19 protein-coding genes are annotated in these 18,691 nt (G+C 67.7%); 12 read left to right on the top strand and 7 right to left on the bottom strand.

Annotation, left to right across the window (positions count from 1 at the left end):
• Positions 1-25 precede the first annotated feature (25 nt).
• Together IE226_RS37540 and IE226_RS37535 are read left to right on the top strand one after the other, a co-directional pair.
• The gene (locus IE226_RS37540) at positions 26-3,625 is read left to right on the top strand and encodes a DUF6531 domain-containing protein (RefSeq protein WP_190085987.1); all 3,600 of its coding nucleotides are present in this window, start codon (positions 26-28) and stop codon (positions 3,623-3,625) included.
• Between the two features lie 37 nt (positions 3,626-3,662).
• Positions 3,663-4,157: an immunity 26/phosphotriesterase HocA family protein gene (locus tag IE226_RS37535; protein WP_190085986.1), complete on the top strand. Its 495-nt coding sequence runs from the start codon at positions 3,663-3,665 to the stop codon at positions 4,155-4,157.
• Between the two features lie 42 nt (positions 4,158-4,199).
• Here IE226_RS37535 and IE226_RS37530 read toward each other — a convergent pair whose 3' ends face one another.
• Positions 4,200-5,108, bottom strand: coding sequence for a S1 family peptidase (locus IE226_RS37530; protein WP_190085985.1), 909 nt, complete (start codon positions 5,106-5,108; stop codon positions 4,200-4,202).
• 629 nt (positions 5,109-5,737) lie between these two features.
• On the opposite strand from IE226_RS37530, the gene IE226_RS37525 reads away from it, so the two are divergent.
• The 9 genes from IE226_RS37525 (at position 5,738) to IE226_RS37485 (ending at position 12,377) form a co-directional block, all read left to right on the top strand.
• The gene (locus tag IE226_RS37525; protein ID WP_190085984.1) at positions 5,738-6,472 is read left to right on the top strand and encodes an RcpC/CpaB family pilus assembly protein; all 735 of its coding nucleotides are present in this window, start codon (positions 5,738-5,740) and stop codon (positions 6,470-6,472) included.
• 17 nt (positions 6,473-6,489) lie between these two features.
• Entirely contained in the window at positions 6,490-7,344 is an 855-nt protein-coding gene (locus tag IE226_RS37520; RefSeq protein ID WP_190085983.1) for a hypothetical protein, read from the top strand.
• Positions 7,341-8,651 (top strand): TadA family conjugal transfer-associated ATPase, encoded by a 1,311-nt coding sequence (locus tag IE226_RS37515; RefSeq protein ID WP_190085982.1) that lies wholly within the window; start codon positions 7,341-7,343, stop codon positions 8,649-8,651. Before IE226_RS37520 ends, IE226_RS37515 begins: the two co-directional genes overlap by 4 nt.
• A 7-nt stretch (positions 8,652-8,658) precedes the next feature.
• Positions 8,659-9,714 (top strand): type II secretion system F family protein, encoded by a 1,056-nt coding sequence (locus tag IE226_RS37510; protein ID WP_190085981.1) that lies wholly within the window; start codon positions 8,659-8,661, stop codon positions 9,712-9,714.
• On the top strand, positions 9,711-10,646 hold the full coding sequence (locus IE226_RS37505) for a type II secretion system F family protein (RefSeq protein WP_190085980.1): 936 nt from the start codon (positions 9,711-9,713) through the stop codon (positions 10,644-10,646). Before IE226_RS37510 ends, IE226_RS37505 begins: the two co-directional genes overlap by 4 nt.
• Positions 10,647-10,725: 79 nt before the next feature.
• The gene (locus IE226_RS37500; protein WP_190085979.1) at positions 10,726-10,977 is read left to right on the top strand and encodes a hypothetical protein; all 252 of its coding nucleotides are present in this window, start codon (positions 10,726-10,728) and stop codon (positions 10,975-10,977) included.
• Between the two features lie 103 nt (positions 10,978-11,080).
• Positions 11,081-11,458, top strand: a complete 378-nt coding sequence (locus tag IE226_RS37495) for a TadE family protein (protein WP_190085978.1) — start codon at positions 11,081-11,083, stop codon at positions 11,456-11,458.
• A 35-nt stretch (positions 11,459-11,493) separates the two neighbouring features.
• Positions 11,494-11,916: a TadE/TadG family type IV pilus assembly protein gene (locus IE226_RS37490; RefSeq protein WP_190085977.1), complete on the top strand. Its 423-nt coding sequence runs from the start codon at positions 11,494-11,496 to the stop codon at positions 11,914-11,916.
• Entirely contained in the window at positions 11,913-12,377 is a 465-nt protein-coding gene (locus IE226_RS37485; RefSeq protein ID WP_373307096.1) for a TadE/TadG family type IV pilus assembly protein, read from the top strand. The genes IE226_RS37490 and IE226_RS37485 overlap by 4 nt, the downstream gene beginning before the upstream one ends.
• A 56-nt stretch (positions 12,378-12,433) precedes the next feature.
• Here the strand turns inward: IE226_RS37485 and IE226_RS37480 are convergent, their stop codons facing one another.
• Both IE226_RS37480 and IE226_RS37475 read right to left on the bottom strand, forming a co-directional pair.
• Complete coding sequence (locus tag IE226_RS37480; protein WP_190085976.1) at positions 12,434-14,323, bottom strand: serine/threonine protein kinase; 1,890 nt, start codon at positions 14,321-14,323, stop codon at positions 12,434-12,436.
• Between the two features lie 127 nt (positions 14,324-14,450).
• Positions 14,451-14,846, bottom strand: a complete 396-nt coding sequence (locus tag IE226_RS37475) for a VOC family protein (RefSeq protein WP_190085975.1) — start codon at positions 14,844-14,846, stop codon at positions 14,451-14,453.
• An 85-nt stretch (positions 14,847-14,931) separates the two neighbouring features.
• Between IE226_RS37475 and IE226_RS37470 the strand changes: the two genes are divergently transcribed.
• On the top strand, positions 14,932-15,402 hold the full coding sequence (locus tag IE226_RS37470; RefSeq protein ID WP_190085974.1) for a MarR family winged helix-turn-helix transcriptional regulator: 471 nt from the start codon (positions 14,932-14,934) through the stop codon (positions 15,400-15,402).
• Here the strand turns inward: IE226_RS37470 and IE226_RS37465 are convergent.
• The 4 genes from IE226_RS37465 to IE226_RS37450 form a co-directional block, all read right to left on the bottom strand.
• Positions 15,399-16,994: a substrate-binding domain-containing protein gene (locus IE226_RS37465; RefSeq protein WP_190085973.1), complete on the bottom strand. Its 1,596-nt coding sequence runs from the start codon at positions 16,992-16,994 to the stop codon at positions 15,399-15,401. The two genes, IE226_RS37470 and IE226_RS37465, sit on opposite strands and share 4 nt — an antisense overlap.
• A 284-nt stretch (positions 16,995-17,278) precedes the next feature.
• Entirely contained in the window at positions 17,279-17,623 is a 345-nt protein-coding gene (locus IE226_RS37460) for a hypothetical protein (protein WP_190085972.1), read from the bottom strand.
• A gap of 32 nt (positions 17,624-17,655) precedes the next feature.
• Positions 17,656-18,306, bottom strand: coding sequence for a hypothetical protein (locus tag IE226_RS37455; protein WP_190085971.1), 651 nt, complete (start codon positions 18,304-18,306; stop codon positions 17,656-17,658).
• Between the two features lie 84 nt (positions 18,307-18,390).
• Complete coding sequence (locus IE226_RS37450; protein ID WP_190085970.1) at positions 18,391-18,684, bottom strand: hypothetical protein; 294 nt, start codon at positions 18,682-18,684, stop codon at positions 18,391-18,393.
• Positions 18,685-18,691: the final 7 nt, after the last annotated feature.

Raw genomic sequence — 18,691 nt, 5'->3', positions numbered from 1 at the left:
CGCGGCCCTGGACTGCATCCCGGGCATGAAGGGCCTCACCAGCCTCCGCGGCCTCGCCAAGGGACTCAAAGGCCTTAAAGGCGGGCTCAAGGGTCTTGCCCTCGGCGTCAAAGGACTGGGGAAGGGCGCACGTCAGGGTGCCCGGAATATCAAGAAGCTTTTCACCTGTGGTGACCCGGTTGATGTGTCCACCGGCGAGATGGTCATGTCTGCCACTGACGTCTCATTGGCCGGGGTCTTGCCTCTCGTGCTGGAGAGGAATCACCGAAGCAGTTACCGTTCCGGGCGGTTCTTCGGCCCCAGTTGGTCATCCACGCTTGACCAACGCTTGTTGCTGGATTCGACCGGCGTCCGGTTCGTCGCCGACGACGGAATGGTGTTGCACTACCCCGTTCCCGAAGCCAATTTCCCGGTCATGCCGGTGGAGGGGCCGCGCTGGCCACTCGAATGGGATGGCTCTCAGGACGGCTGGATCACGGTGCGGCTTCCTGACAATGGACTTGCCCTCCGCTTCCGTCCGTTGCCGGGCGGGCCCCCGGCAGAGTTGCCCCTCTCCGAGATCAGGGATCGCAACGACAACACTGTCACGATCACGTATGACGAGATCGGGATGCCCGTAGAGGTATCCCATCACGGCGGTTACCGGATCGGAGTGGACACAGAGGCCGGACGTATCACCGCGCTGATCCTGACAAGCGCCGCCGACCAGCCCACTCTGGTGCGCTACGGGTACGACGATCAGGGCAACCTCGCCGAGATCTACAACTCCTCGGGCTTGCCGCTTCGGTTCACCTATGACGCCCATCACCGCATCACGGGCTGGGACGACCGCATCGGCAGTTGGTACCGCTACACGTACGACGACGCCGGGCGCTGTGTGACCTCGCGGGGAATCGACGGAATCCTCGACTACACCTACGTCTACGACGACAAGAACCACGTCACCGTGGCCACCAACTCCCTTGGTCACAGCACTCGGTACCAGTTCAACGACGCATTCCAACTCATCGAGGAAACGGACCCGCTCGGCCATCTCACCGCAAGGACCTGGGACCGGTACGACGCGCTTCTGTCCCAGACCGATGCGCTGGGCCAGGTCACCGAGTTCACGTACGACGACTTCGGCCGGACCACTTCACTGCGTCTTCCGGACGGTTCACTCACCACGACGGAGTACGGCGCCCTCGGACTGCCCGAGCGCATGGTGGAGGCCGACGGTGCGGTGTGGCTCCAGAGCTACGACGATGGCGGCAATCTTGTCGAAGCAGTCGATCCGACAGGGGCGATCACCAGGTTCACGTATACCGAGCGCGGAGGGCTCTCCTCGCACATTGATGCCGACGGGAACGTCCGCACGCTGACATCCGACCTTGCGGGCTTGCCGTTGTCGTTGACCGACTCGCAAGGTTCCACGACCGCTTGTGTACGTGATGCGTTCGGGCGGGTCTCCGAGTTGGTGGACCCGTCCGGACAACGAACGCGCATGGGCTTCACCATCGAGGGCCGGCCGACCTATCAGGAGCACGCAAACGGCAGCCGTGAAACGTGGGAGTGGGACGCGGAGGGCAACGAACTGGCTCACCACGATCCCTTCCAGGGCACGACACAACACAAGATCGGCGTCTTCGACCTGCCGGCCGCCCGCCGCAACCCGGATGGTTCGGTATACCGCTACGTCTACGACACTGAGCAGCGCCTGACCGCTGTGACCGGCCCCGATGGGCGTAGCTGGACGTACGACTTCGACGCTGCGGGCCGTCTGATCGCGGAATCGGACTTCGACGACGTCACCCGGAAGTACAGGTACGACGAGGCGGACCGCGTCACACGGCGGGAGAACGGCGCAGGAGAGGCCGTCGATTTCACCCTCGACGCCGTAGGGAACATCGTCGGGCGTCGCACATCGGACGGTGAGCTGTCCACATACCGCTACAACGCGGCCGGCCAGGTCACCCGGGCCCGGAACGCGGCCGCAGAAGTGGTCTTGGAGCGTGATCCGCTCGGCAGGATCGTCAGGGAGACCGTCAACGGGCGCTCAGTCGTCTCCCAGTACGACGTACTGGGACGTCGAACCGAACGAGGCACCCCGTCAGGTGTCGTTTCACGATGGGCGTACGACACGGAGGGGCGTCCGACCAGTCTTTCCGTCGGCGCGCACGCGCTGCTGTTCCGCTACGACGGTGTGGGCCGAGAGGTAGAACGCAGCCTTGGGGGCGGGGCGCTTCTCAGGCACCGGTGGCAGTCGGATCACCAAATGACGGAACAGAGCCTGCGCCGGGCAACCGACCCGGTCCATCCGACGAATGCCGACAGCCGCGGAGCCGAGGTGCTGGAGCGTCGCCGATACGCCTACGCGCCTGGTGGCCTGCTTTCCTCCGTCGATGAACTTCGCTCCGGTACGTGGGATTACACCCTCGACGGGGCGGGCCGTGTGGCTGCCGTCGATGGTCCTGCTTGGCACGAGCGGTACGGCTATGACGCCATGGGCAACATCGCGGTCGCGGCCGTGGGTATGTCCCCGGCTACCGAACCCGATGTCCGTGAAACGCGGGGAACACTGGTCAAGCGCACCGGCCGCTCGACATACGAGCACGACGCCGAGGGGCGGGTCGTCAGGCGCATCCGCCGCACTCTGTCGGGGTTGCGGAAGATTTGGTCGTACCGGTGGAATGCCGAGAACCGGCTGGTCTCCGTCGAAACACCGGACGGGGGCAATTGGGCCTACGACTACGACCCCCTCGGCCGTCGCATCGCCAAGCGGAATATCTCCGGCGGAGATGACCCGGACGACCACGTCACCTTTGTCTGGGATGGCGAGAACTTGGTCGAAGAGTCCTCCGACGTCAGTGGGTCGATCCGTACCTGGGACTACGAGCCGGACTCGCACACCGCTCTCTTCCAGCTTGATCAGAACCCCTCTCAGGGCCAGTTTGACGAGGAGTTCTATGCGATCATCGCGAATTCGGTGGGAACGCCGACGGAATTGGTCTCGCAGAACGGAGAAATACGCTGGCGCAGCAGGATGTTCCTGTGGGGTGAGCCCGCAGGTCCTGCATCCGAAGAGGTTGCATGCCCACTGCGTTTTCCCGGTCAATATTTCGATGCGGAGACACAGTGGCATTACAACTTCGCGCGCTACTACGACCCCGAAACCGTGCAGTACACGTCCCCCGACCCGCTGGGGCTGACGCCGCAGGACAACAATCACGGATTCGTTCTCAACCCGCTGGCATGGCTTGACGCGCTAGGCCTCGCCCCCTGTAAGAAGACCTTGGCGCGCAAGGCCTGGCAGTTGCGCAACAGTCAGGGTGGATACGTCGTCTACCATGGACTTGACGCTAATAACAATATTATCTATGCCGGTATCACCAATAACCTGGCCCGCCGAGAGGCCCAGCACATAGCCAAGAACTATGGGATCACGCAACTAGTCACAGTGCCGGGCGCCGTTGGGCTCAAGAAGTGGCAGGCCAGGTCCATCGAGCAGGGGCTGATTCACGATGTCCGTGCATCCGGATTCAGTAGGGTAAAGAATGGTGTACCCATCGGGCAGATCAACTCCATATCTCCGAAGAAGTCGTACTTCGGTGCGGCTCTGAGGTACGGTCGAATATTCTTGTCCTGAAATTTTTGGCGTCCGGGAAGAACGAAAGGGCCAAGCAGTGGCACTGAAGAAGATGAAGGGCCAGCGCAGGCAGCATGCGCCGGGTGATGTGTTCGTGCTTCAATTGGACGACGAGAGCTATCGTTTCGGTCGAATCATCAAGATGGGCGAGACTACTCGGGAGGCGCGGTTCCCCGGCGGAATTCTTGCGTACATCTACGACGTTCCCTCGGCTGATCAGACACCTGACCTCACGCAACTCACGCCCGATCGGCTGCTCATGCCGCCTTTCTTCACCATGGGCTGGGCCTGGTCCAAGGGCTACTTCCGTACGGTGACGCACGCGGAACTGACCGCGGACGATCTCCTGAAGCAACACTGCTTCTACGACGCGTACTACAAGGACTACGTCGACGAGAACGACTGCCGAATTCCCGAACGGGCCGATCCCTGCGGCGTCTTCGCCCTCTCGAACTTCGAATACTTCCAGCAACAGGTCGACTCGGCACTCGCCGGCAACCCCGTGGTGGGCAGCCAGCGGGCGGAGAACTAGGCCCGGCAGCGGTGGTGCCGCCGGGCCGAACTCGTGGACGGGTCAGCGGCGGTTCATCTGCCGCTTGATCTTCTTGCCCGCCGGCGACTCACCCAACGTCTTCCACAGCTTCGACGAGCTCACCGACGTGTAGACGCCCGGAGCTCCCTGCGCCCCGCATCCATCCCCGTAGGAGACGACCCCGATCTGGATCGGGGCCCTGCGGCCGGGGACCGTGCGGAAGATGGGGCCGCCGCTGTCGCCCTGGCAGGAGTCCTTCGTCTCCACGCCCGCGCAGAAGTTGACCTTCGAGTCGTACTCCGCGTAGCTCGTCCCGCATTCCGCGTGCGAGAGGATCGGCACCTTTACCTGGCGGAGGCGGTCCGGAGTGTTGGGGAGTTCCGTGTCCGTGTTGCCCCAGCCCGCGACCGTGGCCTTCTGGCCGGGGCGGATCAGGGCGTCCGTGCCCTGGGTCGGGAGCGCGATCGGGCTCACTCCCTTTACCGGCTTGCTGAGTTGGATGAAGGCCACGTCGTACGCCTCTTGGCCCTTCAGGTAGCGCGGGTGGACCACCACTCCGCCCTTCGCCACATTTCGTATCTGGCCCTGGTGGGAGGAGGAGAGGACCGTGCGGCCCACCGCCACCTGGAGCTTCTTCGGCTTCAGCGGCTTGCCCGCGTCGTTCACCAGGCAGTGTGCCGCCGTCATCACCGTGTCCGCCGTCACCAGGTTGCCGCCGCAGAACTGGCGGTCAAGCGCGCTGCCGGAGCCCTTGTCCATCACCGCCGCCATGAACGGGTAGGCGTCGTTGGAGACTTCGGTGCCGCCGATGATCGCGTGCGCGGCCGGGGTGCTGGTGGCCAGCAGGGCGAGCGTCGCCGTGGCTACGCCGGCTGCCGCCGCCATGGATGTGCGGGATGTCGTCGTCGCCGGTGAGGGGCGTCGGACGGACGAAGGGAAGGAGAGTCTCATGGGGGTTGAACTTCTCTTTCGTGCTGAATGTGGGGCAGAACAGGTGTCTCTTGTGTGGTACGCCATCGCTGCGGATCGCGGATCGCGGATCGCGGATCGCGGATCGCGGATCGCGGATCGCGGCGTTCCGGATGGTCAGACGAGGGCTCGGTAGTGAGGGTTCATCCGTGGCGGCGGGGAACTGAAGGGACGCCAAAGGCGGGCCTGCGGACCACACATGGCCGAACTCCGCCCAACCGGGAACCACTCCTGCCCCTCCCGGCGTCATCCGTGCGGCTGACGGAGCAAGTTGCATCTGCCACCCGTCCTTCGCCGTTGGGCTGGTGTTCCTCATCACCGCGTCATGTGGGGGTCGTTGCGCAAAGGGTAGATATTTGCGTACGCACATCATCATCTCCATCCGAGATCCCCGAATGCGTGGGAACCATGGAGTACGGATTGCGCGTGGGTAACGATGGCGGGCGAGGGCTCCGGCAGTCAGAACGCGCCTTGAGGGGCTTATGTGCTGCTGATACGGTGCGATGACTTGACACTGTGCCTGGGGCTGAATAGCCCGCCCGAGGCGGGCGAAGAGAGTCGCGAGTGTCTGAAAATGACCGAATCTTCTTGGGCGTGCGGGGAGCAGTTGCGTGAAGATCCAAGAGCGTACGGGGGCGGGCAACAGCCGTTCCGCCGCGCCGGTTCAGCCAGCGGTCGGTGAGCGCCTTCCCGCGCCGCCTCGCGAGCGCAAACCGGCACTCGCCGCCCTGGCCGTTCTGCTCATCCTCATCGGCGCCCTCGGTGCCACCGTCCTCGTGCTGCGCGCGGGAGACCGTGTAGAGGTCGTGAAGGTGACGGCGGAGATCCCGGCGGGTGAGTCGGTGAGCGACGACAACATCACTTCCGTCATGGTCGCCGACGACGCGAGCATCAACTACATCAAGTGGTCGCAGGTCGGGCAGCTGAAGAAGCTCAAGGCCACCAACACCATCCCCAAGGGTGTCGTGGCCGTCGGCGAGATGTTCTCAGGCAAGGGCGGCCTGCCCGCGGGCAAGTCCGCGGTCGGCGTCTCCCTCAAGGAGGGGCAGTACCCCGCCTCCGGCCTGAAGGCCGGCGACACCGTGGACGTCTACCAGGTCGGCGACTCCGCGTCCTCCGGATCCAGTGACAAGGGGACCGGCGGCTCCGCCGGATCGAGCGCGAGCGACGCGCCCATCGTCTCGGCCGCCCGCGTCAGCACCGTCGCGGGCAAGAGCGACGCCACCGTGAGCACCGGCGCCCTCGGCGTCACGCTCCAGGTGGACACCGCCGACGCCGCCGCCGTCACCAGGGCCGCGTCCGCCGGTGCCGTCTCTCTCGTCCAAGTGTCTCCCAACGGCAACTAGAGGCGAGTAGAAGAGACATGGCGCTCATTGCTCTCGCCGCGGACAAGGGTTCTCCCGGAGTCACCACCGCCGCCGTCGCGCTCGCAGCCGTCTGGCCGCGGCGCGTGCTCGTCGCGGAGACCGACCCCGCGGGCGGCGACCTGGTCTACCGCAGTGCCGCCGCGCACGGCGGACCGCTCAACCCCAACACCGGGATGCTCAGCATCGCGGCCACCGCACGCCGCGGCCTCGTGCCCGACCAACTCTGGGACCACACCCAGCCGTTGAGCGGCGGACTCGAGGTGCTCGTCGGGCTCGGTATCGCCGAGCAGGCCGCCGGGCTCGCGGGGCTCTGGCCGACCCTCGGCCGTGCCTTCTCGCAGCTCGCCGACTCCCCGCACGCGCCCGCCGATGTCATCGCCGACTGCGGCCGTATCAGCGGGGACACTCCCGCCGTAGAGCTCTTTCCGCAGGCGGCGCTCGTGCTGCTCGTATCGCGGACCGAGCCCGAGGCCATCGCGCGCGTACGCGACCGTGCCGCCGCGCTCGCCACCAAGCTGCACGGCGGCTCGCGCGGGGCCGCGTCGCTCGCGACCCCGCTCATCGGCGTACTCCTGATCGCCGACCCGTCGACGTCCGCCAAGCTCGTCCACCAGGTCAACGAGATGCTGATGGCCGCGCAGACCGGCGCCCGCGTCGTCGGCACCCTCGCCGAGGACCCGGCCGGCGCCGAGCAGTTGGCGGGGCGGAAGCGCGGGCGTCTCGACAAGTCCATGCTCATCCGCTCGGCCCGCAAGGTGACCGTCGACCTGTACCAGCAGTACGGCGCCGCCTGGGCCAACCCGAACGCGGGCGCGCAGGGCACGCACGGCGTGCACGGGGCAGGCCGATGAGCGTTCCCGTCGATCACCAGCTCGTCAAGCGGTTCCGGCAGGACGCCGGTGACCGCATCGCCGAGCAGCGCCGCCTGGACCAGGTCTCCGGCGTCACCCCCATGTCGGGCGAGGACGAGCGGCAGTACGCCCGCGCGGTCATCGCCCAGATCCTGGAGGAGTACGCCCGGATAGAGATCAACGCCGGGCGCACCCCGCTGGACGCCGACACCGAGGAGAAGTACGCGGCCGCCGTGCACGCCGCGCTCTTCGGCGTGGGACGGCTCCAGCCGCTGCTCGACGACCCCGAGGTCGAGAACATCGACATCAACGGGTACGACCAGGTCTTCGTCGGATACGCGGACGGACGTGAGGTCAAGGGTGACCCCGTCGCCGAGACGGACGAGGAGCTCATCGAGCTCATCCAGATCCTCGGCGCGTACTCCGGTCTCTCCTCGCGCCCCTTCGACTCCGCCAACCCGCAGCTCGACCTGCGGCTGCCGGACGGCTCGCGTCTGTCGGCCGTCATGGACGTCACGCGGCGTCCCGCGCTCTCCATCCGACGTGCCCGCATGGGCAAGGTCTTCATGTCGGACCTGGTGGGCAACGGCACGGTGACCCCCGAGGTCGCGCACTTCATGGCGTGCGCGGTGCGGGCCCGCAAGAACATCATGATCGCGGGCGCGACGAACGCCGGTAAGACGACGCTGCTGCGGGCGCTCGCCAACGAGATTCCGCCGCACGAGCGTCTGGTGACCGTCGAGCGGGCCCTTGAGCTCGGCCTCGACCAGTACACCGATCTGCACCCGAACGTCGTCGCGTTCGAGGAGCGGCTGCCCAACTCCGAGGGCCAGGGCGCCATTTCGATGGCGGAGCTCGTGCGCCGTTCGCTCCGTATGAACCCGTCGAGAGTCATCGTCGGTGAGGTTCTGGGCGACGAGATCGTGACCATGCTCAACGCGATGTCGCAGGGCAACGACGGCTCGCTCTCCACGATCCACGCCAACAGTTCGAGTGAGGTCTTCAACCGCATCTCGACCTACGCCCTCCAGGCCACCGAGCGGCTGCCCATCGAGGCCAGCCAGATGCTCGTGGCCGGAGCCGTCAACTTCGTCGTCTTCATCCAGCGGCGCAACAACTACCAGACCGGCGGCAAGCTCCAGCGCATGGTGACCTCGGTCCGCGAGGTCAACGGCGTCGACGGCCGTGTCCTGTCCAGCGAGGTCTTCGCGGAGGCCCCGAACGGGCAGGTCGTGGCGCACGCGCCGATCGCCTGCATGGACGACCTGGCCGTCTTCGGCTACCGCCCCGCCGGGCAATGGGGGTGAGCACGACATGAACTCACTCGGCTCGATGGGCGGCCTTTTCTCGCTGCCCGTCCTGTACGCACTGGGCTGCGGCGTCGCGGTCGGCGGTGGCATCGCGGTCCTCGCGATCGCGCTGCGCGGACTGCCGGTGAAGCCCGAGCACGAGAAGCAGCGGACCAGCGAGCGGATGAGCGAACTCATCCGGTTCGCGGGCCAGCGGGGCTCCATGGCGATCGGCGTCGGCCTGGTGGTGCTGCTGCTCACGCGATGGGCGGTGGCGGGCATCGCGTCCGGCATCCTCGTCTTCTTCTGGGACAAGCTGTTCGGCGGCGCGAAGGAGGAGCGCGCGCAGATGAAGCGCGTCGAGGCCCTCGCCGCCTGGACGGAGTCCCTGCGCGACACCATCGCGGGCGCGGTCGGCCTGGAACAGGCGATCCCCGCTTCGGCGCGGGCCGCGGCTCCCGTACTCCGTCCCCACCTGGACGCCCTGGTGGACCGGCTCCGTGCGCGTACGCCGCTTCCCGAGGCGCTTCAGATCCTGGCCGACGAGATCGACGACGCCTCGGCCGACATCATCGTGGCCGCGCTGATCCTGAACGCGAAGCTGCGCGGTCCGGGTCTGCGGCAGGTTCTCGGCGCCCTCGCGAAGTCGGCGCGCGAAGAGGTCGACATGCGCCAGCGCGTGATGGCGCAGCGTGCGTCGACGCGGCGTTCGGTGCAGATCGTGGTCGCGGTGTCGGTCTCGTTCGTGCTCGGCCTCTCGATCTTCAACCGCGACTTCGTCTCGCCCTACGGCACGGCGGTCGGTCAGCTCGTGCTCGCCTGCGTCTGCGGCCTGTTCGCGCTCGGCTTCTGGTGGCTGCGCAAGCTCTCGACGGTGGAGACCCCGGACCGCTTCCTGGTCAAGGACGAGCCGGGCGTGCAGTTCGTGCGTCCGCGGGGGCCGGGCGGTTCCCCTGTCGCGGGCCAGGGTCCGGGCGAGCAGGCGCCGCTGACGGGCCACTCGGGTCCGTACGGGCAGCCGCAGGCGCATGGTCAGCAGCCGGGTCAGGCCTACGGGAATCCTGAGGGGGTACGTCGATGAGCCTGACGATGCCGATAGTGATCGGCGCCATCATGGGCCTGGGCATCTACGCCCTCGTACGTGCCCTGATGCCTTCCAAGCGGAGCGCGGTCGCGACTGTCGCGCGGATCGATGCGATGCGGGCTCGGGGGGCGGCTTATGAGTCGCATCGGGCGCCGGCCGGTAACGGCAAGAAGGGGGCCGGCCGGCTGGACTCCACGCGCAGCCGCGTAGGCGAGCGCATGGCCGAGTTCTACCTCCAGCAGGGCTGGGAACAGCGCTCGCTGCGTGCCGACCTCGCGGTGCTCGACCGCAGCTGGGAGAAGTTCCTGGCGACCAAGACGCTGCTGGCGGCCGCGGGGGTGTTCTTCGGGCCGTTCATGTTCGTCATCATCTGGACGATGGGCGTCGGCAAGAGCCCGATCATCCCCGTGTGGCTCGCGTTGATGTTCGGCGTCATCTTCTTCTTCCTCCCCGACCTCGAAGTGCGGCGGGACGCCGCAGACAAGCGGCGCGACCTGAGGCGCGTCATCGGCGCCTACCTGGACCTGGTGTCGATGAGCCTGGCGGGCGGGCGCGGTCTGCCCGAGGCCCTGATGGCGGCGGCGGAGATCTCCGACGGTTGGGCGACGCAACGTATCCGAAGTGCTCTGGCCGATGCGCGTATCACCGGCATCAGCCAGTGGCAGGCGCTCGGCGCACTCGGCGAGGAGCTGGGCGTCGAAGAGCTCAAGGACCTGTCGGCTTCTCTCGGCCTGGTGGCCGACGACGGTGCCAAGGTGCGCGAGTCGCTCGCCTCCCGTGCGGAGACGATGCGGCATCGCGAGATGGCCGAGATCGAGGGTAGTGCGGGCGAGAAGTCGCAGTCGATGCTCGTCGCCCAGCTGCTCCTCTGCGCGGGCTTCCTGGTCTTCCTCATCTTCCCGGCGGCGATGCGCGTGTTCCAGGTCTAGCGAACCTACGGCGACGGACGGGCCGGCCGAACGGGGGCGGCCCGACAACCTCCCCCCACTCCTGAGAGGACAACTCACCATGAACGGACGGAACTTCAGCACCGGCAACCCCGGTCTGGACCTCGTGATCACCTTCCTGCAGGGCCGCGTGCAGCGTGCCCGCTCCGGCGAGCTCGACCGCGGTGCGTCCGCGGTCGAGTGGGTCATCATCTCGGCGGTCGTCGTGGCGATCGTCGGTGTGGTCGCCGCCGTCATCAACGGCGCGCTGAAGGGTGGCGCGGAAGACGTCAGGGACTGCATCGAGGGCGCGAGCGCAGAGGGCACCTGCTGATCAGCTGTAGACCGGCTAACGAAGGCGGACACGAGTGCGCGGGTGCGTGAAGCGATGGGTGAACCGCAGGGTGGAGGCAGCCTCCACCCGCGGTGAATCCGGCATGACCGCGATCGAGTTCGTACTGCTCACCCCGGTGCTTTTCTTCATGATCTTCGCGACGGTGCAGTTCGCGCTGTACTTCTTCGCGGACCATGTCGCTCAGGCCGCGGCCCAGGCGGGCGCGCGCAAGGCCCGTGCGACGGCCGACGAGAACCCCGGCGGATGGCGGGGTGACGCCCGTGACGTGGTAGACGCCTACATCCAGCAGCTGGGACCGCAATTGGTTCTCCGCCCGGACGTGAAGACGGTCGAGCCGAAGGCGAACACGGTCGGCGTGGAGATCACCGCGAAGGTGCCGTCCGTATTTCCCGGACTCGACATGACGGTGCGCGCGCGGTCGGCGGGCCCGGTCGAGCGGTTCGTGGAGGACAACGGCTGATGCGGAACGCGTGGACCCGTGCTGTCCTCTCCAGGATGCGCGCTTGTGGACGTAGCTCGGACCGAGGACTGGACCGCGGGCTCTCGACCATCGAGGTGGTCATCCTCGCCCCCGTGATGATCCTCTTCATCCTGCTCCTGGTTGCCTTCGGTCAGCTTGTCGACGCCCGTGGAGGCGTTGACGGGGCGGCGCGTGACGCCGCGCGTGCCGGTTCGATCCAGAAGGACTTGGGCACGGCGATGGCCGAGGCGCGGGCGGCAGCGACGGCTGACCTCGAGGGCATGTGTGTCGGTCCGGTCACCGTCAATCAGACGAGCGCGGGCTTCGAGCCCGGCACGTTCTTCACGGTCGAAGTGAGCTGTCGGGTAAGGGGCCTGGGCATTCTCGGCCTTGACATGGAGACGACACTGAAGGCCAACTTCAGCTCTTCACTGGACCCGCTCCGGAGGTCGGCGTGAGCATCGGACCTCGCGTACGGGAGTGGGCCGACGCCCGCCGCGAACGCCTCGACGACCGCGGCTCGGGTGCGGGCGCGGTCATCATCTTCGCGCTCGTGTTCCTCGCGCTCTCGGCGTTCGTCATCGACGGCGGCCTGTCCATCTCCAAGCGGGAGCGGGCCGCCGACATCGCGGAACAGGCGGCGCGTTACGCGGCGCAGGACATAGACCGCGAGGGCATATACGAAGGTGCCAAGGGCGCGCCCATCAACTACGAGAACTGCGGCGCGCGGGCACAGGAGTACGCACGCTCTACGGGCTTGCGTGGCGCGGACGTGGCGGCGACGCACTGTGTGACGGCCAACGCCGAACAGGTCGAGGTCGAAGTCCAGATGACCTACAGCCCGGTGTTCACGGGCATGTTCTACGGCGGCGACGTCACGGTGCACGGAACCGCCGTCGCGGAGAACGCGGTCGGCTGACCGGACGGCTCCGGCGGCCGCTGCGCGGGCCTCACCGCGCTGTCCTCAGCGCAGCTTCACTCGGTCTTCCACTGGGTCGCTGTCACCACGTACGTGCGGAGATTGTCGTTCTCCGGCTCCTTGATGACCTTGTTGATCCACAGGTGCGTGACGGGCCCGTCGCTGGACTCGACACAGAGGCCGGTGTTCACCTTGAGGACCGAGTCGTTCCGGATCTTGCTGAGCGGGATGGGGTTGGGCAGATTCGCCTTGCGCGCGGTGTCCCGGCACTCGGTGGGGGTGGGGCGCTTCTCGGCGATGCTGCTGAACGCACCGCTGTCGTCGGCGAGGCGGAAGCCGTTGGCGCTGAGGGGGGCTGCGCAGTCCTCGTAGGCGAGCTTGGGGCTGGAGGACGGCGAGGCCTTCTGGTGCAGGTAGAGCTCCAGGTCATTGATGTTGAGTTCGGTGACGTCAGCGGGCCGGCACCCGGCGTCATAGCCGATGTCCTCGGAGTTGGGGTCGTACTTGGGCGCCCGCAGCGTCAGCGGTTTGTTCTGGGCGGTGATCTGCCACCCCGTCTCCGTCTTCGGCCCCGCAGGCCCCTTGTCGGCGCCGCTGTCTGCCTCGCTGCCCGTACCGGGCTTGTTCCCGGCCTTGGCGTCCGAGCCCGAGTCGCTCCCCGCCGAACTGCCGTTGGCGGTACTGCCCTTGTCGTCGGTATCGCCCATCAGCTGGTACGCGGCGAAGGAGCCGCCGCCCACGGCGAGTACTCCGACGACGGCGAGCACGGGAACGAGCAACGGGCGACGGCGCTTGCCGGTCTGCTGCCCTGCCTGCTGGGCCGGGGCTTGCGCAGGCCGGGTCGGCGCGGCGGCGGCGAAGGCGGCACCCGGGCTCTGCGCTGGCTGCGTCGGGACGGCGGCGGCGTACGCGGCGCCGGGGGAGTGGGCGGGCTGCGTCGGTACGGGCGGCGCGGTGAAGGGGGCGCCGGGCGCACCGAAGGAACCGGGCACACCGGGGGAGGCCGGCGCACCGAAGGCACCCTGCGTACTGGAGGACGCGCCGCTCTGCAGCCGCATCGTCTGTTCCCGCTCCTGCCGCGCGATCTGCTGCGCCACGGCGGGCGGCAGCCACCACCCCTCCTGCCGGGCGAGCCCGGACGTGCCCGCGAGCGACGCGCACGCCTCGATGAGCTGGGACGGGGTCGGCCGGGAGCCGGGCTCCTTGGCGAGGCAGGCGGCGATCAGCGGACGCAACTGCTCCGGGCAGGCGGTGAGATCGGGCTCGTTCGAGACGATGCGGTAGAGCAGCGCGTGCGAGGAGCCGTCGCCGAACGGATGCTGCCGGGTAGCGGCGAAGTACGCCACGAGACCGAGGGCGAAGACGTCGAGGGCCGGGGTGACCTCGCCGCCCACGGCCTGCTCGGGCGCCATGTAGGCGGGCGTGCCGAGCCGTACGTCCGTGCCGGTCAGCGCGGTGGTGTCGGCGGCGCGGGCGATGCCGAAGTCGATGACGCGGGGGCCGTCGGCGGCCAGCAGGACGTTCGAGGGCTTGAGGTCGCGGTGGATGACACCGGCGGCGTGGATGGTCTGCAGGGCCTCGGCTATGCCCGCCATCAGTTGCAGGACGGTCGGCACGGGAAGTACGCCGTGCTGGTACACGGCGGAGGAGAGGGAGGGCCCGGGGACGTAGCTGACGGCGAGCCACGGCTCGGGTCCGTCGGTGAAGCTGTCCAGGACGGGCGCGGTGTAGGGGCCCTGCACGCGGCGAGCGGCGGTGACCTCCTGGGTGAAGCGCTGCCGGAACTCGGGGTCCTGCGCGTACTCCCGCCGTACGACCTTCAGGGCCACGGGCTGACCGCCGCGCGTGTGCGACAGATAGACGACGCCCATACCTCCCTCGCCCAGGCGGGCGCGGAGCCGGTATCCGTCAATCTCGCGGGCGTCGTCCGGCGCCAGCTCGTCCATGGTGGGTCCTCCCCGAAGCGTTGGGGGCCATGGTACGGAAGGGGCCTGCGGGGGCGGTTGCCCCAGTGGGGTGCTCCGAGCGCGCGGGGTGCTCGGAGCACCGTCGACGGGGTGTGGTGCGTGCTTGTCAACCGGCGGTGTTGTGCAGGGTGAGGCGGTAGCCGTCGGGGTCCGTGACCGTGAACATGCGGCCGAAGGGGCCGTCCACGGGCTCTCCTTCCGCCTTCGCGCCGCTTGCCGTCACGGCCTTGTGCAGGGTGTCGACGTCGTCCACGGCGATCCACAGCGTCACGCCCCGCCCGGCGGTTCCGGGCTCCGGCGTGATGTCGGTGCGCAGTGCCATGAAGACCGGCCGGGTGGCGATGAGCTGGGCTCCGGGCGGGCTGGTCGGGGCGGCGGGCAGGCCGAGGGTGTCGCAGTAGAAAGTGCGGGACTTGTCCATGTCGCTGACCTGCAGGGATACGAAGTCGACGCCGGTGGTGGGGGCGGTGGTGTCGGTGACGCTCGTCGGGGTGGTGGCCATCGGGCTTCCTCCGAGGTGATCGAATCGAACGGCCGACCGTTGCGACCGTTAGGGTGCTAATCGTTTTCAACGTAGCATGCACCCCATGGACGACGCGCACTTCGACCCATCGCTCTCGCTCGGCTTCGCCGTCAAGCGCCTCCAGCAGGCCATGCGGCGTGAGATGGACGCCAGGCTGGCCGCGCACGGGCTCACCATGCCGCAGTACACGGCGCTGAATCTGCTGGCCAGGACGCCCGGCATGAGCAACGCGGAGTTGGCGGGGCGGGCCTTCGTCACGCCGCCCACCATGCTGCGCGTCATCGACGGCCTCGTCAGTGCCCGACTCGTGCACCGCGCCGGCATGACCGGCCGCCACCGGACCCTGTCCCTCACCGAGCACGGCACCGCCACCCTCGCCAAGGCGTCCGCCGAGGTCGGCGGCATCGAGGACACCTTGCGCGCCCACGTCGACTCACCGGATCCGGATCCGGATCCGGAGCGGTGGCGGGAGATTCACGCGTGGCTCACGCGGGCCGCCGAGGCGTTCGAAGCCCCGCACGAGGGGGAGCGCTAGTCGGCCGGACGGCAGAGCAGCGGCTTCTCCAGTTCCGAGCAGGGGCGGTGGCCGTGCACCGGCAGGCTGTCCTTGCCCGCGCCTTCCGTGAGGTAGCGCAGGAAGCCCGCGGCCACGGAGTCGGCGGGCGGCTCGCCGTAGGTGTAGGCGAACTCCGTCTGCCAGTACGGGTACGCGCCCGCGTCCGCGCCCTCCACGGTGGCGGGGTAGCCGGAGATGCGGACCTGCTGGACGCCCTCGTGGGTGAGCGCGGCGCCCGCCTCGCTGTGGCCGAGTGCCCCGGGGATCGACGCGACGTTGTCCAGGAGGGTGGCGGTGTCGCCGACCTCGCAGCGGCCGGGCCTGCCCCGGTCCATGCTCGCGCAGTCCCCCGAGGTGACCTCGAGCAGCTCCTTGCCGGCCAGGACCTGCTGGACGAGCGTGGAGCGGGTGCCGGAGCCGGGGTGGCGGCTCACGAGGTGGATGGGCACGTCGTTGCCGTTCACCTGGCGCCAGTTGGTGATGTCTCCGGAGTAGATCTGGCGCAGCTGCTTGAGGGAGAGGTCCTGGACGCCGGTGTCCTTGTTGACGGCGAGGGTGAAGAGGGACAGCGCGACGGGGCGGGGGAGGAGACGGGGGCGGCCGTCGCCCTTGGCGCCGTCGGTGAAGGCGAGCCGGTCGGGCAGGCCGGGGCCGCCCGCCCCCGCATTCGTGTCGGCCGCTTCCCCGGTCGTCGTCCCGGCTCTCTTCTTGCCGGCCGCTTCCAGTGAGTCGAGGCCCGCGACGCTGCCTTTGAAGGTGTCGTCCGTGATGGTGATGCGGGCGTCCGTGCACTTCTTGACGTACCGCTTGGCCGCGTCGGCGACGGCGGCCCTGAAGGCGGTGGAACCGGAGAGGGTCAGCGTGCCCGCGGCGCAGTCCACCGGTGCGGCCTGAGCTGGTGCGTCGTCCCTGGTGAAGGAGGTGAAGGACTGGGCGGCGGCGACGAGTACCAGGAGCGCGATGAAGACCATGACGGGCCTTGAGGCGAAGGTGTGGCTCTCGGTCTTCTTGATCCGCCCGCCGCGTACGCCGCCCTTTATGCCCGCGACGACCACCGGGTCGGGGAAGTCCTGGCCGGTCGGGAAGTCCGGGTCGCGTTCCAGGACGGCGAGGACCTTGTAGTGGGTGCCGCGGTTGAGGGGTACGCGGGGCAGTTCGATCTGGCCGTCGGCCATGCGCAGGCCGGCGGCGTCGTCGAAGCAGGGGCGCAGGTAGTCGTGGCTGAGCTCGGTGACGACCATGCCGTCGACGCGGCGGCCGGGGAAGTTGATCCGGATGCCGACCTGATCGTCGTCGCGTACGACGTAGTCGTTGGCGTCGATGTGGGTCCAGCCGCTGTTCTGGATACGGAGCAGGACGAAGGAGGGGTCAAGGAGGGAGGTGCCGTTCTGCTGCATCTGCCTCAGGACTCCGGCGTGCGGGTGGGTGTCCGCGTTCTTCGCGGTGGTGTCCATCTGCACGCGGTAACCGAGCCGTTTGCGCCCGGCGAATCCGAACTCCCACATGGCGGCGCCGACGGGTATCGCGAGGCCGAGGGCGGCGACCATCGACTCCCAGGAAAGACCACTCATCACCGAACCGACCCCCGTTTGTCCGTACCCAGTTGTGCGGGTGGGGCCAAATTACGAGCGAGGGGGCGGGGTTCCCGGTCAACGCCCCATGTTTCAGGCAGAGTTCACGGGACGGCCATTCGGGGCGGGGCGGTGTTAACCGGGTGTTGGGGGAGGGCGCGGGGCTGGCTCAGCTGCCGGGGCGCGGGGTGGGGCGGACTCCGCTGCCGGGGCGCGGTGCCGGGAGGGCTTGGCCGCCAGGGCGCGACGCGGGGCGGGCTCTGCTGCCAGGCGCGGCCGAAGGGCTAATCGCCCTCGCCCTTGCCGCCCTTGCCACCCTTCTTCTCCTTCACGCCTTCGGAGACGTCCTTCGCGAGCTTGTCGTCCAGCTTCTTGAACTCGCGTACGACGGCGTCGGACATGTCGGCCAGGGCGTCGAGCTGCTGGGTGATGTCCTCGCGGCCGTCCTCCCAGTTGGACTCGAAGTCGTCGAGCGCGTCGTACACGCCGCCGTCGCCGATGTCGTCCTTGTAGGACTCGAAGGTCTTCTTCGTCCGGTTCATCCGATCCTTGACGGACCGCAACCGGCTTCCGTAGTCCTCCAGATCGCTGAGCGGAAGCGCGAGGTCGCTCTTGCCCTTGCCTGCCATTCCGTGTCCCCCTCAGTCCCTCTCGGCTGCTGCTATACGAAACGGAACGTACTCGTCACCGCATCGAAGATGTCGTGGAACGCCTCGGCCAGGTCGAGGACGGGGCTGGCTCCCGAGACGATTATGACCTGCTCGGTGGTTCCGGGGACGGGGATATACGTCTGGGTCAGGGCCATGCGCAGGGTGCGGGTGTCACCCGGGGCGACGGGGACATCCTCGACACCGACGGTGCGGGCGGCCATGCCTACTTCGGGGATGTCGACGGTCGTCACGGTGCGCCAGGCGTCGCCTTCGCGGCGGGGCTTGATGGTGCGCAGGCTGTCGGCGATCGCCCGAGGGTCCGTAGAGAGCGCCACACCCTGCCTGTTCATGGCGCCGACGAGGGAGACCGTGACTGTTGCTGTCAGAGGAACACCCTCGAAGTTCTCGGCCATGCAGCCCAAGTAACGGGCTCCGGAGTCGTGGGCTTCCTTGGCTGCTTTGCGAAGAACGCTCATCAAGTCGGCTCGGTAGGGGTTGAGCTCGGGGTGCTCACGGACACGTTCGTCAACCAGTGTGCGGATCGTCGACTCGCGCCCCTCTGGGCGGATGTCGAACTCCCACCACGACTCGGGAACTGAAATCGCGAACCCGGACGTGGCCAGAGCATCGGTTGTTTTCCGCCTATTTACCGTCTTGCTCATCGATGGCTTCGCATTCGTGACATGGATCGCTCATTAGCATCTTCGCTCTATGAACTGTTCTGTGCTTTGCAGGAAGCGGCGGCGTCAGTACGGCGCTTCGGGGTAGGTTGCCGCACTATTGAAGAAGTAGGCGTAGCAACCTTCGAGATACTCATAGAGATCATCCAGGGAGTCGAAGTCGATGTCGGTCATCTGTGCCCACGAGCGCAGGTCGAGTGCCCGTTCGTCGATCAGTGAACGGAAGTTGGAGCGCAGGGCCTCACGGCGCTCTGGGGGTCGGCGTACCAGCCCGTCTCGGATGTGATCGAGGCGGTCTACGACCTCGGCGGAGAAGGCCCCGCCCAGGAATGTTTGCAGATCTCTATCGATAGGTTGCATTCTTTTT

This window comes from Streptomyces longisporoflavus, from assembly GCF_014649775.1.
In the GTDB taxonomy this organism is placed as follows: Bacteria; Actinomycetota; Actinomycetes; order Streptomycetales; family Streptomycetaceae; genus Streptomyces; species Streptomyces longisporoflavus.
The sequence above is the reverse complement of the archived record's forward strand: the minus strand, read 5'-3'. Positions and strand labels throughout refer to the sequence as shown.

What these genes read in the sequence shown, in the direction of transcription:
- IE226_RS37540 (WP_190085987.1), top strand. Translation starts at nt 26, where the DNA reads ATGAAGGGCCTCACCAGCCTCCGCGGCCTCGCCAAGGGACTCAAAGGC.
- IE226_RS37530 (WP_190085985.1), bottom strand. Translation starts at nt 5,108, where the DNA reads ATGAGACTCTCCTTCCCTTCGTCCGTCCGACGCCCCTCACCGGCGACG.
- IE226_RS37520 (WP_190085983.1), top strand. Translation starts at nt 6,490, where the DNA reads ATGGCGCTCATTGCTCTCGCCGCGGACAAGGGTTCTCCCGGAGTCACC.
- IE226_RS37515 (WP_190085982.1), top strand. Translation starts at nt 7,341, where the DNA reads ATGAGCGTTCCCGTCGATCACCAGCTCGTCAAGCGGTTCCGGCAGGAC.
- IE226_RS37510 (WP_190085981.1), top strand. Translation starts at nt 8,659, where the DNA reads ATGAACTCACTCGGCTCGATGGGCGGCCTTTTCTCGCTGCCCGTCCTG.
- IE226_RS37505 (WP_190085980.1), top strand. Translation starts at nt 9,711, where the DNA reads ATGAGCCTGACGATGCCGATAGTGATCGGCGCCATCATGGGCCTGGGC.
- IE226_RS37500 (WP_190085979.1), top strand. Translation starts at nt 10,726, where the DNA reads ATGAACGGACGGAACTTCAGCACCGGCAACCCCGGTCTGGACCTCGTG.
- IE226_RS37495 (WP_190085978.1), top strand. Translation starts at nt 11,081, where the DNA reads ATGACCGCGATCGAGTTCGTACTGCTCACCCCGGTGCTTTTCTTCATG.
- IE226_RS37490 (WP_190085977.1), top strand. Translation starts at nt 11,494, where the DNA reads ATGCGCGCTTGTGGACGTAGCTCGGACCGAGGACTGGACCGCGGGCTC.
- IE226_RS37480 (WP_190085976.1), bottom strand. Translation starts at nt 14,323, where the DNA reads ATGGACGAGCTGGCGCCGGACGACGCCCGCGAGATTGACGGATACCGG.
- IE226_RS37475 (WP_190085975.1), bottom strand. Translation starts at nt 14,846, where the DNA reads ATGGCCACCACCCCGACGAGCGTCACCGACACCACCGCCCCCACCACC.
- IE226_RS37470 (WP_190085974.1), top strand. Translation starts at nt 14,932, where the DNA reads ATGGACGACGCGCACTTCGACCCATCGCTCTCGCTCGGCTTCGCCGTC.
- IE226_RS37465 (WP_190085973.1), bottom strand. Translation starts at nt 16,994, where the DNA reads ATGAGTGGTCTTTCCTGGGAGTCGATGGTCGCCGCCCTCGGCCTCGCG.
- IE226_RS37460 (WP_190085972.1), bottom strand. Translation starts at nt 17,623, where the DNA reads ATGGCAGGCAAGGGCAAGAGCGACCTCGCGCTTCCGCTCAGCGATCTG.
- IE226_RS37455 (WP_190085971.1), bottom strand. Translation starts at nt 18,306, where the DNA reads ATGAGCAAGACGGTAAATAGGCGGAAAACAACCGATGCTCTGGCCACG.
- IE226_RS37450 (WP_190085970.1), bottom strand. Translation starts at nt 18,684, where the DNA reads ATGCAACCTATCGATAGAGATCTGCAAACATTCCTGGGCGGGGCCTTC.